At 69.6% G+C, this 19,799-nt stretch carries 10 protein-coding genes; 4 read left to right on the top strand and 6 right to left on the bottom strand.

Annotation, left to right across the window (positions count from 1 at the left end):
• Positions 1-124: 124 nt before the first annotated feature.
• Positions 125-1,033: a DMT family transporter gene (locus LXT21_RS14765; protein WP_254038765.1), complete on the bottom strand. Its 909-nt coding sequence runs from the start codon at positions 1,031-1,033 to the stop codon at positions 125-127.
• Positions 1,034-1,134: 101 nt separating this feature from the next.
• Here LXT21_RS14765 and LXT21_RS14770 point away from each other — a divergent pair, with 101 nt between their 5' ends.
• Entirely contained in the window at positions 1,135-2,046 is a 912-nt protein-coding gene (locus LXT21_RS14770; protein WP_254038766.1) for a pseudouridine-5'-phosphate glycosidase, read from the top strand.
• Positions 2,047-2,072: 26 nt separating this feature from the next.
• Here the strand turns inward: LXT21_RS14770 and LXT21_RS14775 are convergent, their stop codons facing one another.
• Complete coding sequence (locus LXT21_RS14775) at positions 2,073-2,558, bottom strand: GAF domain-containing protein (protein ID WP_254038767.1); 486 nt, start codon at positions 2,556-2,558, stop codon at positions 2,073-2,075.
• A gap of 102 nt (positions 2,559-2,660) precedes the next feature.
• Here LXT21_RS14775 and LXT21_RS14780 point away from each other — a divergent pair, with 102 nt between their 5' ends.
• On the top strand, positions 2,661-3,404 hold the full coding sequence (locus tag LXT21_RS14780; RefSeq protein ID WP_254038768.1) for an NAD-dependent deacylase: 744 nt from the start codon (positions 2,661-2,663) through the stop codon (positions 3,402-3,404).
• A 54-nt stretch (positions 3,405-3,458) separates the two neighbouring features.
• Here the strand turns inward: LXT21_RS14780 and LXT21_RS14785 are convergent, their stop codons facing one another.
• Complete coding sequence (locus tag LXT21_RS14785; protein WP_254038769.1) at positions 3,459-5,162, bottom strand: serine/threonine protein kinase; 1,704 nt, start codon at positions 5,160-5,162, stop codon at positions 3,459-3,461.
• Between the two features lie 123 nt (positions 5,163-5,285).
• Between LXT21_RS14785 and abc-f the strand changes: the two genes are divergently transcribed.
• Entirely contained in the window at positions 5,286-7,253 is a 1,968-nt protein-coding gene (abc-f, locus tag LXT21_RS14790; protein ID WP_254038770.1) for a ribosomal protection-like ABC-F family protein, read from the top strand.
• 80 nt (positions 7,254-7,333) lie between these two features.
• Here abc-f and LXT21_RS14795 read toward each other — a convergent pair whose 3' ends face one another.
• A complete protein-coding gene (locus LXT21_RS14795) occupies positions 7,334-9,577 on the bottom strand; it encodes an ATP-binding protein (RefSeq protein WP_254038771.1) in 2,244 nt (747 codons plus the stop codon).
• Positions 9,578-9,684: 107 nt separating this feature from the next.
• Between LXT21_RS14795 and LXT21_RS14800 the strand changes: the two genes are divergently transcribed.
• On the top strand, positions 9,685-12,081 hold the full coding sequence (locus LXT21_RS14800; RefSeq protein WP_254038772.1) for a transglycosylase SLT domain-containing protein: 2,397 nt from the start codon (positions 9,685-9,687) through the stop codon (positions 12,079-12,081).
• Positions 12,082-12,168: 87 nt separating this feature from the next.
• On the opposite strand, the gene LXT21_RS45365 is transcribed toward LXT21_RS14800, so the two are convergent.
• Together LXT21_RS45365 and LXT21_RS14810 are read right to left on the bottom strand one after the other, a co-directional pair.
• Positions 12,169-15,738 (bottom strand): Ig-like domain-containing protein, encoded by a 3,570-nt coding sequence (locus LXT21_RS45365; protein ID WP_254038773.1) that lies wholly within the window; start codon positions 15,736-15,738, stop codon positions 12,169-12,171.
• A 474-nt stretch (positions 15,739-16,212) separates the two neighbouring features.
• Positions 16,213-19,797, bottom strand: coding sequence for an Ig-like domain-containing protein (locus LXT21_RS14810; RefSeq protein ID WP_254038774.1), 3,585 nt, complete (start codon positions 19,795-19,797; stop codon positions 16,213-16,215).
• Positions 19,798-19,799: the final 2 nt, after the last annotated feature.

Genomic DNA, 19,799 nt, shown 5'->3' on the forward strand with positions numbered 1-19,799 from the left:
CCTCAACGGCCCGAGCGCCGCGATGGGGTCGAGCGTCCGCGGCGCACCTGCCTGCGTCTCGAACTCGAAGGTGCCTCGGCCGCGCCGAGGGAACGGACGCACGACGCTCGCGGCGTCCGTCCGCTCACTTCCTGCGGCTGAGCAGCACGCCCCCGAGGATGAGCGCCGCGCCCAGGGCCTGGAGCCACGTGGGCCGCTCGCCGCGCACGCCCCACGCCGTGAGCGCCGCGACCACCGGCACGCCCGTGTTGTAGAGCGACGCGCGGGCGCTGCCGACCTGCTGCACGGTGCGGCCCCAGATGAAGTAGCTGAGCACCAGCGGTATCAGCGCCGAGTACACCACTCCGGCCCATGCCCCGAAGCCGATGCTCCCCACGTCCAGCGCGAGCACCTCCGGCACTCCCGCGAGCACCACGCCCGGCGCCCCCGTCAGCATGGTGATGGCGGTGATGCGCAGCGCCGACACCTCGTTGCCCACCGAGCGGATGCCCACCGTGTAGAGCGCCCAGCACGCGCACGCCCCCAGGATGAGCCCGTCGCCCAGGCGCGTGCTGGTGCCCAGTGATGGGCCTCGCGCGGCGACCACCAGCAACATGCCCACCACCGCCAGCGACATGCCCATCACCAGCGGACGGCCCGGACGCTCCACGCCCAGCGCCGCGCCCAACGCGGCCACCAGCACCGGCGTCACGGCCGTCAACAGCCCACTGTTCGCCGCCGTCGTGTTCGCCAGGCCCAGGATGAAGCACAGCTGGTACAGCGTGTTCCCCACCAGCCCCAGCGCCGCGAGCTTGAGGAACACTGGCCGACTCACCGGCTTCCAGCCCTCCACCACCAGCAGCAGCGCGGCCATGGCCACCGAGGCGATGGCGAAGCGCACCGCCATGAAGGCCAGCGGCGGAATCGTGCCCAGCGCTTCCTTCACCACCGTGTAGTTGGTGCCCCAGACAACGACGACGCACAGGATGGCCAGGTCGTTCGCGGAGAAGGCGCGAGACGGCGCGGCGGGAGCGCTGGCGACAGTCGTGGACACGGCGCGCGAGGGAATAAGGCCCGACACTCCCGCGCGCAAGCCGACGTTTCAGCGCGCGCCTCGCTTGTGCCCCAACGACAGCCATGGCTTAACCGCGCGTCATGGACCTACGCTTTTCGGACGAGGTGCGTCGCGCCCTCGACTCGCGCCAGCCCGTCGTCGCGCTCGAGACGAGTGTGGTGGCTCAGGGGCTTCCCTATCCGGACAACCTCGCCGCCGCCCGGGCGTGCGAGGAGGCCATCCGCCGCGCCGGCGCCGTGCCCGCCGCCACCGCCGTGGTCGACGGTCAGGTGTACATCGGCCTCGAGGACGCGCAGCTGCGTCGGCTCGCGGAGGGCAAGGAGAAGCTGCTGAAGCTCGGCTCTCGTGACCTGGCCATCGCCGTGGCCACGCGCGCCACCGGCGGCACCACCGTCAGCGCCACGTGCGAGCTGGCCGCCGCGGCGGGCATCCGCGTCTTCTCCACGGGTGGCATCGGCGGTGTCCACCGGGGCGCCTCCGAGCACTGGGACATCTCGCAGGACATCGCCGCGCTGGCGCGCTTCCCCGTGGCCGTGGTGTGCGCGGGCGCGAAGTCCGTGCTCGATTTGCCCAAGACGATGGAGCTCCTGGAGACCGCGGGCGTGCCCGTCATCGGCGTGGGCACGCGCGAGCTGCCGTCCTTCCACAGCCGCGAGTCCGGCATCCAGCTGGAGCACAGCGTGGGGGATGTGGCGACGGCCGCGCGCATCGCTCGCGCGCGCTTCGAGACGCTGGGGCAGGGCGGGGTGCTCTACACCGTGCCGCCGCCAGAGGAGACGGCGCTGCCCAAGCACGAGGTGGAGCTGCACATCGCCTCCACGCTCGCGGAGGCGGAGCGTCAGGGCATCCGTGGCAAGGACGTGACGCCGTTCCTGCTGCGCGAGCTGGGCAATCGCACGGGGGGCAAGACGCTCAAGGCCAACCTCGCGCTGCTCGCCAACAACGCCCGCTTCGCCGGACAGCTCGCCGTGGCCTACGCGCGCGGGGACTGAGCCCGCGCGCCAGGGGGCCGCGTCGTCTACTCCTGGAACCAGCGCATCATCGTCTCGAGCTCGCGGCGGTCCACCTCGTCGAAGGTGGACTTGCTCGCGGAGTCGATGTCCAGCACGGCGATGAGCTCGCGGTTCTTCCCGTACACGGGCACCACAATCTCCGACGCGGAGCGCGCATCACAGGCGATGTGTCCGGGGAAGGCGTGCACGTCCTCCACCACCTGCGTCTCGCCCTTCTCCGCGGCCGTGCCGCACACGCCCTTGCCGAACTTGATCTCCAGGCACCCCAGCGTGCCCTGGTAGGGGCCCACGCGGAGCAGCTTGCCCGGCGTCACCACCCGATAGAAGCCCGTCCACAGGTGGCCGAAGGCGTGGTGGATGAGGCAGCTCATCGTCGCCATGCCCGCGATGGGGTCATCCATGCCGGCGAGCGCGGCCTTCACGTGCTGCTGAAGCTCCTCGTACGCCTGCGCCTTGGGAACCGCGCGCAGGTTCAGCGTGATTTCCGCCATGATGGGCTCCTCGAGCCAAGGGCTTGCGCACCCACGAGTCAGACCCGGGTGCGGTCAACGTCCCGCTTCATAACCTGAATCCCTTGTCGTGCAGGAGGCTCCATGGAAACGCTCCTTCTTGATTCCAATACCTGGCTGCTCGTCCTCACCGGCGCTGGCGTCTCCGCCGAGAGCGGAGTGCCCACCTTCCGAGGAATGAACGGGTTGTGGGAGGACCAGCCCGTGACGGAGGTCGCCTCACCGCAGGGCTTCGCCAAGGACCCGCTGCGCGTGTGGCGCTTCTACTCGCAGCGCCGGGCCGGAGCGGCCGACGTCGCGCCGAACCCGGGCCACGACGCCCTGGTCGCCTGGGAGCGCCACCTGGGAGACCGCTTCCTCCTGGCCACGCAGAACGTGGATGGCCTGCACCGACGCGCCGGCAGCCAACGCGTCGTGGAGATGCACGGCAACCTCTTCACCAGCCGCTGCAGCAATCCCGACTGCACGCGCGCGCCCTTCCCGGACACCACCGTGTACGCCTCCGGCACCGTGCCCGGCTGCAAGGACTGTGGCGCACTGCTCCGACCCCACATCGTCTGGTTCGGGGAGCACCTGGACCCCGATGACCTCACGCGCATCGAGTCCTTCGCGGTGAAGGCGATGCGCTCGGGCGGGCGCCTCGTCTTCCTCGCGGCCGGCACGTCCGGCGCTGTCTATCCGGCGGCGGGCATGGTGGACAACGTGCGGGCCGCGGGCGGCGAGACGTGGCTCATCAACCTGGATGCGTCGGAGAACGCCTCCAGCTTCGAGCACTTCGTCCAGGGCAAGAGCGGTGAGGTGCTGCCGAAGCTGGGCCGGCTCGTCTGAGGACCCCGTCGTGAGGCGTGACTCCCCGTGACGTGACGGGGAGCCCGCGACGCTTCACTCGAAGACGTTGATCTCCTGCCCGGGGTTGGCTGGCCGGGTGGGGCGCGGCTTGGGCGGCGTGGCGGCGCGGATGGGCTCCAGCGACACGTCCACCGTCTGGCTGTCTCCGGCGACGCGGCTGAAGTTGAGCGAGCGCTCCTCCGGCTTGTGGTTCGCCAGCCGGAAGGTGAGCTGGTGCGACTTGTCGCGCGGGAGCATCAACTCGATGGGCGTGGTGCCGATCTGCTCCTCGCCCTCGAAGATGGCGGCGCCATCCGGCGACGAGTTGAACTTCACCCGGATGGACTGGGCCGCGGCCTGGGGCGGCGGCGTGTTGGTCGTCGTCGTGGGGCTCGTGGGACGATCCCTGGGGACCTCGACGACCTGCGTGGCGGGCGTCTTGGAGCCACCCTGGCCTCCGATGACCACCGCGGCGGCGATGCCGAGCAGGAGCAACGGCACCACGACGAGGGCCGCCTTCTTGCCCGTGGACATGCCCTCCGGGGCGAAGGCCTCCTCGTCGGGAGGTGGGGCCTGGACCGGCGCGGGGCGCGGCGGGCCCTGGCGGACGCGACTTGGGGATGAGCCGCTGCCTCCGGGCACCCCCGCCTGACTGCGGGCGATGACGACGTTGGACGGCGTGGAGCCTCGGCCCGGTGCTCCGCCGGCGCGCGAACGCACGCCACTGCCGCTGCCCGGGGAGGGCCGTCCGGCGCGGCTGCTGGCCCGGCTGCCGCTGCCGCGCTCGTTGACTCCGGAGGCGGAGCCGCCGCTGGGCATCGCGTCGAACTGCTCGGGTGTCGCGTCCGCGACCGAGTCCATCATCGCGTCGATGAACTCCTGAGCGTTCTGGTAGCGGTCGTCCTTCTCGGGCGCGAGCGCCTTCCTGAAGAACGCGTCCAGCGCGGGAGGAACGGGGGCGCCCTGGCGCTTGGTGTTGACGGCGGGCACCTGCTGCGTGAGCGACGCGGTGAGCGCCTTGCGCACGGTGTTCGCGCCGAACGGCGAGCTGCCCGTGAGGCAGAAGTAGAGCACGCCCGCCATCGAGTACAGGTCCGAGCGCTGGTCCACGGACTCACCGCCGGCCTGCTCCGGCGGCATGTACTGGGGCGTGCCCAGCACCTGGCCCGTGGAGGTGAGCTGCTCCTCCTCCTCGGCCTCGAGCGCCTTGACCAGACCGAAGTCCAGCACCTTGACGAAGTCCCGTCCGGCCAGGTCCTGCACCATGATGTTGTGGGGCTTCAAATCGCGATGGACGCAGCCCTCGGCGTGCGCGTGCGCGAGGCCCTGGGTGGCCTGCTCCAGGAGGCTCGTCGCGCGGCGCAGGGACATGGGCCCCTCGCGCTTGACGACCTCCTTGAGGCTTTCGCCCTGGAGCAGCTCCATCACGTAGTAGCAGGTGCCGTCGGGGGCGCGGCCGAAGTCGAAGATGGTGATGACGTTCGGGTGACGCAGGCGGCTGGCGATCTCCGCCTCTCGGCGGAAGCGCTCGAAGAACTGGGGCGCCGCGGCGAGCGACGGGTTGAGCGTCTTGACGGCGACGGGGCGCTGCACCGACGTCTGCGTGGCGCGGAACACCATGCCCATGCCGCCCTGGCCGAGCACGCTCTCAATCTTGTAGCGGCCATCGAGCACCTGGCCGATGAGCTGGAGGCTCTGGCCTGCGCAGAGGTGGTCGACGCCGTCGGTGCTTCCGCAATGGGGACAGGGGGCAGCCATGTGGGGCCGGAGTATAGGCAGGCCCCGGGCAGGTCCGGAAAGGGGGCGTTGGGCCGCAGGGCCTCCGGGCAGGCATCTGCGCCATTTCCCGAGGGGCCGGAGGCTGTTACATCCCCGGCCGCCATGAGCCTCGTCATCGCCCAGGACCTCAGCCTCTCCTATGGGAAGAAGGTCCTCTTCGACAGCGACAACTTCACCCTCGGCCCCAAGGACCGTGTAGGCCTCGTGGGGGCCAACGGGACTGGGAAGAGCACCCTGATGAAGATTCTGGCCGGGGTGCTCCAGCCGGATTCGGGGTCCTTGACGTATCGGCGCCGCGCGCGGTGGGGGTATCTGCCCCAGGAGATCGCCGGCCTGCCGGAGGGCACCGTGGTGGAGGCGGTGATGAGCACCGTCCCCGGGCGCGACTCGCTGGAGGTGCGCCTGAAGGACACCGAGGAGGCGCTCTCGGCGGCCACGGACGAGGAGGAGCAGCTCGAGCTGGCCCAGTCCCTGGCCGACCTGCACGCGGAGCTGGACGACTTCGAGAACCGCTTCGGGAAGCACCACGCCGAGCGCATCCTGAAGGGCCTGGGCTTCCGGGACATGGACCTGGCCAAGCCCACCTCCGCGCTGTCGGGCGGCTGGCGGATGCGCGCGGCGCTGGCGGGCCTGCTCCTCCAGGACCCGGACCTGTTGCTGCTCGACGAGCCCACCAACCACCTGGACGTGCCCACGCTGGCGTGGTTCGACGGCTTCCTGCGCCGCTCGAACAAGGCGCTGGTGCTCATCTCCCACGACCGCGACTTCCTCAACCGGCAGATCGACCGGGTGGTGTCGCTGGAGCTGGAGGGCGTGCGCGAGTATGCGGGCAACTACGACGACTACAAGCGCCTGCGCGCGGAGGAGAAGGAGCTCCTGAAGGCGCGCGCCGAGAAGGTCGAGGCGCGGCGCGCGGAGCTGCAGGGCTTCATCGATCGCTTCGGCGCCAAGGCCACCAAGGCGAAGCAGGCGCAGAGCCGCGCGAAGATGTTGGAGAAGCTGGAGAAGGTGCACGTCCTGGAGGAGCGCTCGACGATGCGCTTCCGCTTCCCGGAGGTGGACCGGAGCGGCCGGGACGTGGTGACGCTGGAGCACATCACCAAGAAGTACGGCGCGCAGACGGTGTACGACGGCCTCACGGGGCGGGTGGAGCGCGGGCAGCGCATCGCCGTGGTGGGCGCCAACGGCGCGGGCAAGACGACGCTCCTGAAGATGGTGGCGGGGGAGCTGGCGCCGGACACGGGCACGGTGACGCTCGGGCACAACGTGGTGGTGGGCTATTACGCGCAGCACCACGCGGACAAGCTCGACCGGTCGAACACCATCATCGAGGAGGTGCGGCCCCTGGCGGCGGACAAGCCGGAGAGCTACGTGCGCGGCGTGCTGGGCGCGTTCCTCTTCAGTGGGGACGACGTCGACAAGCCCATCGGCGTGCTCAGCGGTGGTGAGCGCGCGCGCGTGGCGCTGGCCAAGCTGCTCCTGGTCCCCTCCAACTTCCTCTTGATGGACGAGCCCACCAACCACCTGGACCTGGACTCGTCCGAGATGCTGATTGAAGCGCTCAAGGGCTACGGCGGCACGCTGCTGTTCGTCAGCCACAACCGCAGCTTCATCAACGGGCTGTCGTCGCACGTCTGGGAGGTGGCGGAGGGCAAGCTGACCCCGCACCCGGGCAACCTGGATGACTACCTGTACCACCAGGAGCAGCAGCGACTGGAGGCGGAGGCGGCGGCGGGCGGCGTGTCACGCGGAGGTGACAAGGCTGCCTCGGGTCCCGTGTCGGAGAAGGACCGCAAGCGGCTGGAGGCCGAGGCGCGCCAGCGACGCAGCGTGGTGGAGGGGCCGCTCAAGAAGGAGATCGCCAAGCTGGAGGAGCAGATCGCCAAGGTGGAGGCGGAGCAGAAGGAGCGCGAGGCGCAGCTCGCGGACCCCGTGCTCTACAACGACTTCGCGCGCGCCAAGCCGCTGATGGATGCGCACCGCGCGGGCAAGGAGTCGCTGGAGGACCTCTACGCGCGCTGGGAGACGGCGCAGGAGAAGCTGGCGGAGGCGACGGCGTCGTTGGGCTGAGCCGTCGTCGAATAAAGAGTCCGCGCGCTTCAGGAACGCGCGGGCCGCGTCGCCCATCGAGGACAGCGCGGTCGTAAGCCTCAGCCCGCCTTGCGCTTCCTCTCGCGTTTGCTGGCGCGCGGGGCGGGGGAGGGCGGCTTGGGGGGCTCGCGCAGCTCCTCCGGCACGGGAATCGACTGGGAGATGCGCGTGGCCGGAGGCGGCGTGCCCGTTCCTTCTGGCAACCCCTCCACGGGCTTCTCCACCGGCAGTGCGGGCATGCGGATGATGAACGTCGTGCCTTCGCCCGCCTTGCTCTGCACGGAGATGCTGCCTCCGTGGTTCTTCACGATGCGCTGACAGATGGCGAGCCCCAGCCCCGTGCCCTTCTGCTTCGTCGTGAAGAACGGCACGAAGATGTGTGGCTGCTGGTCCGGAGGAATGCCCGGGCCGTTGTCTGAGACGCGCACCTCCAGCAGCTCGCCGCCCGCGTTGCGGAATTCACCGAAGCGCTCCGGCCGCTCCGTGCGCACCGTGATTCGCCCCTCGCGCGTGTCCAGCGCCTGCACCGCGTTCTGCACCAGGTTGATGAGCACCTGCTTGAGCTGCTCCGCGTCTCCGTCCACTCGCGGGAGCTGCAAATCCAACTCCACCGCCAGCGCGACGCTCGACGGCACGTCGTTCTGGATGAGGCGCATGGTGCGCGTGACCACCTCGTTCAAGTCCGTGGGTCCGAAGCTCTGCTTCATCGGCCGCGCGTAGTCGAGGAACGCCGTCACCACGCCGTTGAGCCGGTTGACCTCCTCGACGATGACCTCCAGGAACTCGCCGTCCTCGCCCGGCAGCCGCCGAGGGTCCAGGCACTGCGCCGCGCCCTTGATGGCACCCAGCGGATTGCGAATCTCATGCGCCAGACCCGCAGCCATCTCACCCAGCGCCGCCAGGCGGTCCCGCTCCCGAATCTTCTCGTAGAGCTTGGAGTTCTCCAGCACCGTCGCCAGCTTCTCCGCGACCTCCAGGATGAGGGCGATCTCGTCGGACGCGTACGCCTCCGGCACCCGCTCGTCCCACAGGTTCAGGAAGCCGATGACCCGGTCATTGCCCACCAGCGGCACGCTGATGCCCGCGCGCATCTGCACCAGCGCCGCGCGCGTGTCGTTCAACCGCTTGAGCTCGTCGCGGTACCGGCGCCCCTCCACCGACTGGAGCCGCATCGTCGCGCCCCGGCGCTCCACGTTCTCCAGCAGCACCGCCTTCTGACCGCTCGCCACCGCGAACAGCAGGCCGCGCGCCGCCGCCGTGTCCAGGAACGTCGCTGGCAACGGACCGCGTGAGTCGAGCAGCCGGTAACCGGGCCGGTCCTCCGCGAGCAGGTACACCGACGAGTGCGTCACGCGCCCCGTCTCGTGCAGCGTGTCCAGCACCAGCGTGGCCAGCTCGGAGATGTCGATGACGTTCGCCATCCGCGCGCGCAAGGTCCCCAGCGCGTCCAGCAGCGCGAAGCGCTCGCGGAAGAAGATGCGCACCACCATCTCCTCCACCTTCGTTCGCAGCGGGTCCAACAGGATGAGGATGACGAACGCCGCCACCACCGTGTTGAACAGGAACAGGCCCGTGTCCTCGTCCACCCACGCCGTCAGCACCGTGAAGACGGCCGCGAGAATCACCGCCAGCACCGTCTGCGAGGCGATCTTCCCGAGCAGCTCGTGCAGGTCCATCAGCCGCAGCCGCAGCAGCGTCTGCGCGAGGAAGAACAGGTACAGCGTCGTGAAGACCGGCCCCAGCGTCGGCAACGGCACCGAGCGGCCGATGAAGTCCAGCGCGGAGAACAGGATGCCCGCCGCCGCGCCGATGGCCAGGTACATCAGCCTCAGCTGCTCGATGCGCGAGTCGTTGCTGCGCACCCGGTGGAGCAGCAACGACACCGAGGCGAGCAGGGAGCCGTGCACCCAGACGCCCATGGCCACCCGGGCCCACAGCTTGTCGGCCAGGGGGGTGACCGCCACGGCCAGGCCCAGGAAGACCGACAGGAGGGCGAGCCGGCGGCCGACGAGGTGTGTTCCCTTGCTGACATCCAAGAACTCGAGGAAGAACCCCACGGCGGCGCCCGGGATGAGCGAGGCGACCAGGACGGTGATGCCCAGGGTGATGCGGTGCGCCCAGGGGTACGTCACCTCGGGGAAGAGGCTGTGGAAGAAGAACGAGAGGTAGTACCCGGCCACCGTCAGGGCGAAGACGGAGTACAGGGTGAGCACCTTGGGCCTGGCCGGCCGCAGCAACATGGACACGCCAAGGGCGAGGCCGATGATGGATGCCAGCAGCGCGCTCTGAGTCCGGATGTCCATGGGCGGGCGGACAGTCTAACCTGTGACAGCCTCCGGAAATTTTCCATGCACCCCCGGTTGTCCTGGGGCGAGCCCGCGCCCAACTCCCAGGCTCCCCAGCCCCGCGTATGAAGCCCTTCCTGCCCAAGCTCGCCGTCATCGCCTCCGCGCTCATGCTGTCCGCGCAGGCTCCCTCGTCCCAGGCTCCCTCCGGGACGGAGGCCTCCGAGGCCCCCACGACCCACACCGAGAACGCGCCCCCGGAGGCGCAGCTCTCGCCGCCGCCGGACGCGGAGAAGGCGCCGCTGCCGCCGGGCTTCGTGGAGGTGTTCAACCCGGCCTTCCCCAACGCCGCGCCGCCCGCACCCGTCGTCCACCGGGGCCGCCGCTACGCGCTGGAGGACCTGTCGCCGTACTTCGGCGAGGGCAAGAAGAAGGAGGCCCGCGCGGCCTTCGACAAGGGGCACTTCGCCCGCGCCCGCGAGCTCTTGAAGGACGAGGGTGACAGCGCGCCGGTGCGCTACCTGCGCGCCCTGGCCGCGCTGCGCTCGGGGGACGAGGAGACCGCCGCGAAGGAGCTGGCCGCCCTGGCGCCGGACTACCCCGCGCTGAGGGACCGCTGCCTGACGCACTCGGGCGTGGCGCTGGAGGGGCTGCGCCGCTACGACGAGGCCGCCGTGCAGCTGGCCCAGGTGCCGCCCGAGTCCCGGCTCTACGTGGACGCGCGGCTGGCGCTGTCGCGGGTGCTGCGCAAGAAGAAGGACGCGGATGGGGCCATGGCGGCGCTGGAGCCGCTCACCTCGCGCGCGGCGCCCAGCTGGGGGCGCAACGTGGGCGCCGAGGCGCTGATGGCCATCGCGGACATCGCCGCGGAGAAGAAGGACAAGGCCGCCGAGCGCGCGGCGCTGTGGCGTCTGTGGGGCGCGCATCCGTTGTCGCCGCTGGCGGTCCAGGCGGACAAGCGGCTCAAGGGTCAGACGGCGCCGCTGGAGGCCCGGGTGGCTCGCGGCGAGGCGCTGGTGGAGCTGCACCGCAACAAGCAGGGCCTGGCGCAGCTGGAGCCGATGCTCACGCAGCTGAAGCTCCCGGACGCGCTCGCGTGTCGGGCGCACTTCTCCTACGGCAAGGGGCTGCGCAAGGAGCGTGAGCACACGCGCGCCATCCAGATGCTGTCGCCCGTCGTGGAGAAGTGCACGGACCGCGACCTCCTGGCGCGAGCGCTGTACGTGCTCGGCTCGTCGCGCTCCATCGTCGACTCGTCGCGCGGCACGGAGACGTACGAGCGGCTGGCGCGCGAGTTCCCGGACCACAGCTTCGCGGACGACGCGCTCTTCTACGCGGCGGACCTGTACGTGAAGACGGGTCGTCCCAAGGAGGCGATGGCGCGGCTGGACGAGCTGGCGCGGCTGTATCCCCAGGGGGACTTCCTGGGCGAGGCGCTCTTCAAGGCCTACTGGATCGCGCGCACGAGCAAGGTGGAGGACGCGGGCCTGTCGTTCCTGGACCGCATCGAGCAGCGCTTCGCGCAGGCGGACGAGAGCTACGACGTGGAGCGCGCGCGGTACTGGCGGGCTCGGACATTCCAGGACCAGGGCAACATCCAGGGCGCGGCGGAGCTGTTCGAGAAGATCTCCGTCGAGCACCCGGCGACGTACTACGGGCTGATGGCGCGCTCGCAGCTGTCCTCCGTGGACCCGCAGCGACTGGAGCGCATCTCCCCGGAGATCTTCGCGGTACCGGAGGCCGCGAGCCCCTGGCCGCTGTTCGCGGGGCCGGTGGGGGAGGACCCGCACTTCCGCGCGGGCGTGGAGCTGTTGCGCCTGGGCTTCCCGGAGGCGGTGTCGTCGGAGCTGCTCGCGGTGAGCCGGACGAACCAGCCCGCGGAGGCCATCCGACTGTTGGTGCTCGTGCTGCACGAGGCGGGCGACGAGCGCGCCGCGCACGCGGTGGCTCGGCTGGCGCTGCGCAAGGATTTGAGTGGCCGCATCACCCGCGAGACGCGCGTGGTGTGGGAGGTGGCGTATCCCAACGCGTTCCGCGACCTCATCGAGAAGCACACGGCGGTGTCGGGCGTGGAGGCGGACCTGCTCCAGGCGTTGATGCGCGAGGAGAGCGCGTTGGACCCGAAGGCGCTGTCATGGGCCGGCGCACTGGGCCTCACGCAGCTCATGCCGTCCACCGCGAAGGGTGTGGCGCGGGAGCTGAAGCTCAAGCGCTTCACGGTGGACCAACTGCTCCAGCCGGACCTCAACATCCGCTTCGGCGCGCATTACCTGGGGGGGCTGCTCAAGAAGTTCGGTGGCCACACGCCGTACGCGGTGGGCAGCTACAACGCGGGGCCGGGCGCGGTGAACCGCTGGCGCGCGGACAAGCCGGACCTCCCGCTGGATGCGTGGGTGGAGGAGATCCCCATCTCCGAGACGCGCGGCTACATCAAGCGCGTGCTGCGCTCGTACAACACCTACCAGTTGCTCTATGGCCGGGCGCCCAAGCTGCCCGTCATCAAGACCGCCAACCGGGAGTGATGAAGCAACGGCGCGCTCACGACGGACCTTCGTGAGCGCGCGGCTGGCTCGAGGCTGACGCTCGGACGCGTCGCTTCAGGGCGCGCGTCACGCGCCCGCTCGACGCGCGAGCAGGGCCATGGCGATGAGCGCGAACAGTACGGACGTCGAGGCGGGGCCTGGAGAGGCCGAGCAGCCACCGGAGGGCGGAGGCTTGGGAGGCGTGGGCGGAGCAGGGGGCGCCTGCACTTCGATGCGCACCCGTCCTTCGCTGGTCTCGAACCCGTCCGACACCGTGTACGTGAACGACTCCTCACCCGTGAAGGACGCACTGGCGCGATAGGTCAGCGTCGGCGCTTCACCGGTGAGCGTGCCCGACGCGGGCGCCTGGGTGATGGCGTACGTCAACGCATCGCCGTCCAGATCCTCCGCATCCAGCACGATGTCGATGGCCTCGCCTTGCTGGACGACGAAGGTCTGCTCCCGGGTGACGGGGCTCCGGTTCCGCCGGGTGACATCGACCGTCACCGTCGCCGTCGCGTTGAGCGCCCCATCGCTGATGGAGAACTCGAACGAGTCCTCCGCTGGCTCCGCCTCGTCCGCGCGATAGACGAGGCGAGGCGGCGTACCCGAGAGCGCTCCCTTCGTGGGCGGCCGCGTCACGCTGTACATCAGCGCATCGCCGTCGACATCGCTTCCCTCCAAGGTCACCTCGATGCTCCCTCCCGCGGTCACCGTGAAGCGGCCGGTCCGGGCGACAGGTGCGTCGTTAATCGGCGTCACCGTGAGCGACGCGGCGACGGGCACCGAGGCCTGCTTGCCATCGAACACGACGAACTCGAAGGCATCCATGCCATGGAAGTCAGCGTGTGGGGTGTACGTGAGCGTCGGCGGTGTGCCCGTCAGCGTGCCGTGCGCGGGCTGCGCCGAAACTTCGAACGTCAGCGTGTCCCCATCACCATCCGAGCCCGAGAGCACGAGGTCCGCTGCCGTGTCCTCCTGGAGTGATCGCGTGAGCGCGTGCGCGACGGGGACGTCCTCCTTCGAGGTCACCGTCAGCGCGACGGTGGCCACATCCGAGGGCGCGCCGTGGTCCCTCGCGATGAACCGGAACTGGTCCGTCCCATGGAAGTTCTCGTCCGGCGTGTAGACGAGCTGGGGTGGTGCGCCCGTCAGCGTGCCGTGCGCGGGAGGCTCGGTGATGAAGAAGTCGAGCGCATCGTCTTCCGTGTCCGAGGCCGTGAGCGTTATGGAGAGCGGCGTGTCCTCCTCGAGCACGAGCTGTCGCGACTCGGCCACTGGCCCCAGGTTGTAGGAGATCTCCCGAGCGTGGACCCGCAGCGTCTCGTGCGACGTGCTCGCGAAACGCGAGGAGACCAGCATGAAGTGACCGGCCCCCACCGAGGCGATGCTCGTCCCTCGCGAGACGATGCTCTCCTGGCCTGGTACCACCTCCATCAAGTCTCCCGAGGTTTCACCCGAGGGCAGCACGCGTCGAGCCCAGACTCGCTGGGGGGGCTGCCCCGATTCTCCGGGCAGCTTGCTCGACATGATCACGAGGAAGGCCTCTCCGTCGAAAGCCACGTCCGGCAGGATTGGGAAGTCGAGCCCGGTCGCCAGCACGAGCGGCTCGGTGTCGAGGACCGCTCCCTCCTTGCTCACGCGCATGCCCATGATTGACGTCGGCTCCCTCCACACCAGGAGGTGGTTCTGCCCATCGAACGCCAGGGCGGGCCGGTCCGTGGGCCTCCCGAGCGGCGCTCCCAGGGGGAATCGCCCTGGTGGATGGATGACTCCCAGCGGACTGACGCGAACTCCTTCGAGCTGCGTGCCGCCAGTCACCGGGAGAGAGAGGTCCCAGACCACCAGGAAGTCCGTTCCGTCGAATGCCACGGAGGGCGTCGCGAAGATGTTCCACACGCCCGGCGTCAGGATGAGTGGCGTCGTGTCCAGGACCTCTCCATTCGCGCTCACCCGCGCCGCGAGCAGCTGGTAGCCGCTCCACCACGCCACCAGGCAGGTGCCCCCTCCGCACGCGACCTGCTGATTCATGTTGTATTCGTACTCGTTCTGGATGCGGAGCTCGGCTCCGGGCGCACCGTGGCCGGGCGGCGGAATCCTCCGGCTGTAGAGCTTCGGCTTCTCGGGCGTGGCGCGCTCGTCCTGCCAGAGCACCAGGTAATGCGTCCCATCGAACGCGACCGTGGGGAAGCGCTGCGCTCCCACGGCATCGCTGATGACGAAACCTCCTGGAGTCAACTCCGTGCCGGCCGCGCTCAGGAAGGTTCCGTGAATGTCCTCGAGCCGGGGCGTCCGGTCGCGGCTCGACCAGACGACCAGGTACCCATCGCCATCGGTGGCGATGGCGGGATGGGTCTGCGTATTCGTCGAGCTGCTGAGCCGCTGCTCGGCTTTCAGGACCGTCCCCGAGAGGCTCATCACCGAGGCCCACGTGTCCTGCTCATCGCTCGCGTTGGAGGCATCGTGCCAGGCGACGAGCAGGGCGCTTCGGGTGAGTGCGAGTCCCGTGCCTTCACGCACTCCATCCACGGTGTTCCGCCGGAGGATGATGCTGGCCGGGTCGAGCACGGCTCCCGCGCGGCTGACTCGCGTGGCGCGCAGGCCTCCCGAGTTGTAGTACGCGCCTCCCGCGAAGTCGGTCCAGGCCACCACGTGGTTCGCGCCGTCGAACGCCACGCCCACGGGCCAGCGGTCACCCGCGCCGGAGAAGAGCGTGACGGGCGTGGCCAGCGCCCCCGATACGCTCACCCGTGCCCCCTTGATGTCGACGGCGGCGCGGGTGGTGTCGTGTGCCTCGCTCCATATGACGAAGTACTCCTCCCCGTCGAAGTCGATGGCGGGATGCCTCAGGTCACGACCCGCGGGTCGCTCCAGGAAGAGACGCTCGATGAGCGCGCCGTTCGCGTCCAGCCGCGCGCCCCAGAGCTTGTTGTCGGAGAGAAAGACCCCCGTGGAGACGACGAGATACTCCGAGCCGCTCCACGCCACCCTCGCGTCACCGCCGTAGTAGAGCTCGTGGCCGGCGGGGGTCGCCGCGAGGCCTTCCAGGCTCACCCGGGTCGCGCGCAGCTGGGGCGTTTCGAAGGAGGCGATTTCCCGCTCGCCCCAGATCAGGAGGAAGTCCGTCCCGTTGAAGATGAGCTCCACTGCGCTGAACTCCCGATGCGCGGCGAAGGGTGCGGGGATGAGGACCTGCGGTGTGGCATCGACCACCGTCCCATCTGGACGGACCCGAACGCTGAAGAGGGCCGTGCCTCTCGTCGGCGCATAACCCGCCCAGACAACGCGATGGTGCGTGCCGTCGAAGACCACGGCAGGTGGGTGATTGGCCCCGACGCCCGGCAGCGGAATTCCGAGCGGGTCCAGCACCTCTCCAGTCGGACTCACGCGCGTCGCGCGGAGCTGGCGGTAGCTGCGTTCGTCACGCTCATCGCTCCACACGACCAGGAAGTTCGTCCCGTCCGACGAAGCTTTGGGCGTGGACTGGGCTTTGCGCGCGGGCCCCAACTGTCGTGCGCCCACGTGCCGCTCCGGCGAGAGGAAGGGTGGAGTGACCTGGGCCGGAGCGACGTCCAGCCAGTGCGACGGGGCCAGGAAGTGCTCGAGCGGGTCCGAGGACAGCCTGGACCGGGAGGCGCCCGTCGAGGCCCTAGGCACTCCTGCTGGCGCCTCGACGTACGAGCCCGTCGATGTGGCGCCCCATGCGGGGCTCAGTTTCTCGAACACCCCAAGACCAAGACACACCATGAGCGCGGCGATGGCTCGCGCTCGCATTCGCATTTGTCGTCCTGACATTTCTGACCTCGCGGGGAGCAGAGGCCGGGGGGGCGTCCGGGACACTCAAACCCGCGCGAGTCCCAACGCTCATCACGGAATCATCATGACTTCCGCATGCGTGAGGCACCGTCACATCCGCCTTCGACATGAGGGCCGCGCGAACGAGCGTGTCCGCGTGGCTCTCGTCGTTCCGCGCTGGACGCGCCAGGTGTCGCTTCGCCAGGAATGGGCGCGGAGCGGACCTCCGTCGTGGATGGCCGAAGCCGAGGCATCACGAGACCTGCTGGAAGTCCTGGCGGGGCGTGGCACGTGGGCCCGACCGAAGCAGCTCGGGCCCACGCGTGACGCTCGACTTCAGCCTCGGTGCTTCGTGACGCGCGCCTGTGCGTAGCCGCGGTGGCGCCGCGCGAGCAGGGCGAGGACGCCGAGCACCAGCACGAGCGACGGTGCGCCGCCGGATGACGAGCATCCCCCCGACTTGCCGGGAGACGGAGCCGCCGGCCTGGCGAGAGACCGGATGAACACGCGGCCGGTCGCTGAGTCCAGACCATCGCTGGCGACGTAGGTGAAGGACACCTCTCCGGTGAACGAGTCACTCGCCTGGAAACGCAGGTGGGGCGGCTCACCGGACAGCGTGCCCGACGCGGGCTGCTCGGTGATGACATAGGTCAGGGCATCACCGTCCGGGTTCTCGACGTCGAGCTCGATGTCGATGCTCTCCCCAGGGGTGACGGCGAGGCGTTGATCCTGGGTGAAGGGCGGGACGTTCTGGAACCGGACATCGATGGTGACGGTGCCCGTGGCCACACGCTTCCCGTCGCTCACGGTGAAGACGATCGACTCGTCCTCCCGGGCATTGGGGAAGGGGGTGTAGACGAGGTTCGGCGCGGTGCCAGTGAGCGTTCCATTCCGCGGCTGTGCCACGGAGTAGGTGAGCGCATCTCCATCCACGTCGTGGGCCTTCAGGAGGATCTCGACGGAGGACCACCGGTCCACGATGTAGGAAGAGTCCTCCGCGACCGGGGCGTCATCGATGGGGCGCACGGTGATGGTCACCCGGACCCGCGCGGACTCGAGGGTGCCGTCGCTCGCGAGGTATTCGAAGGTGTCGGTGCCGTTGAAGTCCGCGTGCGGCGTGTACTGGAGGTCTGGCGGTGTCCCCATCAGCGTGCCGTGCAGCGGAGGCGGGCCGACCCGATACGTCACCGCGTCGCCGTTCTCATCCGTGGCCATCAGCCGGAACGAGAGGGTCGTGTCTTCGTCCAGCTCGAGGTCGAGTGGCACCGCCTGGGGCGCCACGGGTGCGCGGATGACCGTCACCCGGACGGTGGCGGTGCTCGACATGCCCTCTGTATCGGTCGCGGTGAACTGGAAGCTGTCCTCGCCGCGGAAGCCGGGCGTGGGCGTGTAGGTGACGTCCGGCGGCGTTCCCCTCACCGCGCCGTGCGTCGGCCCCGCGGAGATGCTCAACGTGAACGCGTCGTTCTCCACGTCGCGCGCGGTGAGCGAAAGGTCGAGCGACCTGTCCTCCACCATCTGGTGCGAGCGGTCCGTCACCTGGGGCGCGGTGTTGTAGCGGGCCTTGCGCGTGAACAGCCGATGGGTGCCATGCGGCGGCCCCTCGAACCGTGAGTACGCGACGAGGAACTGCCCGGGCTTCATCGAGGTGCCCGCCGCGAAGGTGTCGCTCCACGGCGCGGCGGCCAGGACCTGGGGCGTGCCCGGGGTGCTGTCGAACGCCATCGTCCGCGTGCCGTGAATCGTGTTGAGCGTCGAGCCCTCGGGAGGACGCGAGGCCCAGAGCACGAGCGACGAGATGCCGTCGGAGACGACCGTCGGACGCTGCTCGAGCGAGGACTCCACCGGAGACATCTCCCAGGGCGTGGTCTCCAGCACGGTGCCACCGACGCTCACGCGGGTGGCCCGGACCTGCGAGCCCTCCATCCATGCGACGACGTGGTTCGTCCCGTCGAACGCGGCGGACGGGGAGCGCATCCCCGATGCCGCCTCGCTGATGGGGAAGCTGTTGGTGCCGGGCTGGCCGCTGGTCGTCGCCACCAGCCTGCCTTCGACGCGTCGGGTGTTCGTTCCCGTGTTGAAGCCCGAGCTGTACACCACGAGGAAGTGCGCTCCACTGGTGGAGACCGACAGGTCCTTCTCCAGGGGGCCTCGCCCGACGAGCTCCGCTGACGCACCCCGGGGGAGCACGTCGTCGTTCGGGTTCACGTAGTTGCTGGTGATTGCATCCGACGATGGGTTGGAGGACGGGTCATACCACGCCACGAGACACGTCTTCGTGACGCACGCGAGTTTCGGCCGGGCCGAGGTGGTCGCGAACGCGTTGATGCGGAACTCGGGTTTGACGGGAGCGCCGAACGCGGGAATTCGTCGCGCCATGACGTAGGTGGTGGTGGTTGAAACCGTCTCCGTCCAGGTCACCAGGAAGTGCGTGCCATCGAACGCGACGGCGGGGTGCTGTTGGTCCTGCGCGGACTGGGTGATGGCGAAGCCGCCCGGCGTCACCTCGATGCCCGCGTCATCCACGAAGGTGCCGAAGATGTCCGAGCCCTGCGGGAGCGCATTCGGCTCGGTCCAGACCACCAGGTGGTGCTCGCCACCCGAGGCCATCGCGGGTGAGAGCTGTGTGTTGGAGGCTGACGAGACGAGGAGCGGGTCCGGCAGGGGCGCCCCCGTGCTGTCCATCCGCGAGGCGTAGAGGGCGTCGTCGAGGTCCCCGAGCCTGCTGTGCCAGGTGACGAGGATGTCCGTGCCGGAGGCCGCCATCGCCTCCTGGAAGAGGGCGACGTTTCCCGGGTTCCTCCGGACAAGGTAGCTTTCGGCGTCGAGCACCACTCCGGAGGGAGAGAGCCGCCTGGCGTAGATGCTGGTGACGCGTGCGCCGTTGAGCACCTCATCGTCCTGCCACGTCACCACGTAGTTCGTGCCGTTGAAGGCGACCTGAGGGAAGGACTGGTAGGTGGGGGCGTCGTGGATGAAGAAGGGCGCACCGAGGACGCCCTGCGTGGGGCTGACGCGCGCGCCCAGGACCTTGTCTTCGCCGCTGGATTCCGGGGCTGGCTCGGTCCAGACGACCAGGTGATTCGTGCCATCGAACGCGACCTGTGGGCTGCCGGGTCGCTCGACGTCGGGCGCGTTGATGCGGAACGCGCTCCCCTGGGCTTCTCCACGGGCATTCACCCGGATGCCCCAGATTCCCTGGGACCAATAGAGGAGGAGCCCGCCCTGGGGTGTCCAGGTCATCCGCGCGATGCTTCCTACCCCCACGTCCACTCCCGTGGGGTCGAGCACCGTTCCATCGAGCTCCACCCGCGAGGCGAGGATGCGTTCCCGCCCCTCGGCCGTCCGTTCGTTCCAGACCAGCAGATAGCCATCACCCGTGAAGGCCAGTCTGGTCAGCGTGGAGGTCCCGGCCCTGGGGCGGATCAACTCCTTCCCGGCCCACACGACCTGTCCATCCGCGCCGACCCGCGTGCCGAGGAGCGGGTCGACTGTGTTGCCGTCGAGCGACGCGTCCTGCCAGGCCACGAGGAAGCCCGTGCTGTCCGCGGCGATGGAGATCCCCTGCTGATAGTGCGGCACATGGGCGCCCGTGCTCAAGCGGATGCCCGCGGCGTCCAGCACCTCACCGGAGGCGCTCAGTCGGGTCGCGTAGACCTGTGTCCCATGGCCCTCCTCCCCATGGATGCCGTGACGAAAGTCCACCCAGGCCGCGAGGTAGTTCGAGGTGCCCCAGGCCAGGGCGGACTCATACTGGGTGAGGTGCGCCGGGCCCGACCGGGTGGCCCCCACGGGCCGCTCCGTGGAGAGCACGGGGCCCGACTGGGGCGTGGCACCCCACGCACGTCCTTGTACGCCCGACACCCCGAGAAAAAGAACGAACGCCGCGATGGCTCGCGTTCGCAGCTGTGACGACCACATGG

The organism is Myxococcus guangdongensis (assembly GCF_024198255.1).
In the GTDB taxonomy this organism is placed as follows: domain Bacteria; phylum Myxococcota; class Myxococcia; order Myxococcales; family Myxococcaceae; genus Myxococcus; species Myxococcus guangdongensis.

Coding starts and splice junctions, on each gene's coding strand:
- LXT21_RS14770 (WP_254038766.1), top strand. CDS start 1,135: ATGGACCTACGCTTTTCGGACGAGGTGCGTCGCGCCCTCGACTCGCGC.
- LXT21_RS14775 (WP_254038767.1), bottom strand. CDS start 2,558: ATGGCGGAAATCACGCTGAACCTGCGCGCGGTTCCCAAGGCGCAGGCG.
- LXT21_RS14780 (WP_254038768.1), top strand. CDS start 2,661: ATGGAAACGCTCCTTCTTGATTCCAATACCTGGCTGCTCGTCCTCACC.
- LXT21_RS14785 (WP_254038769.1), bottom strand. CDS start 5,162: ATGGCTGCCCCCTGTCCCCATTGCGGAAGCACCGACGGCGTCGACCAC.
- abc-f (WP_254038770.1), top strand. CDS start 5,286: ATGAGCCTCGTCATCGCCCAGGACCTCAGCCTCTCCTATGGGAAGAAG.
- LXT21_RS14795 (WP_254038771.1), bottom strand. CDS start 9,577: ATGGACATCCGGACTCAGAGCGCGCTGCTGGCATCCATCATCGGCCTC.
- LXT21_RS14800 (WP_254038772.1), top strand. CDS start 9,685: ATGAAGCCCTTCCTGCCCAAGCTCGCCGTCATCGCCTCCGCGCTCATG.
- LXT21_RS14810 (WP_254038774.1), bottom strand. CDS start 19,797: ATGTGGTCGTCACAGCTGCGAACGCGAGCCATCGCGGCGTTCGTTCTT.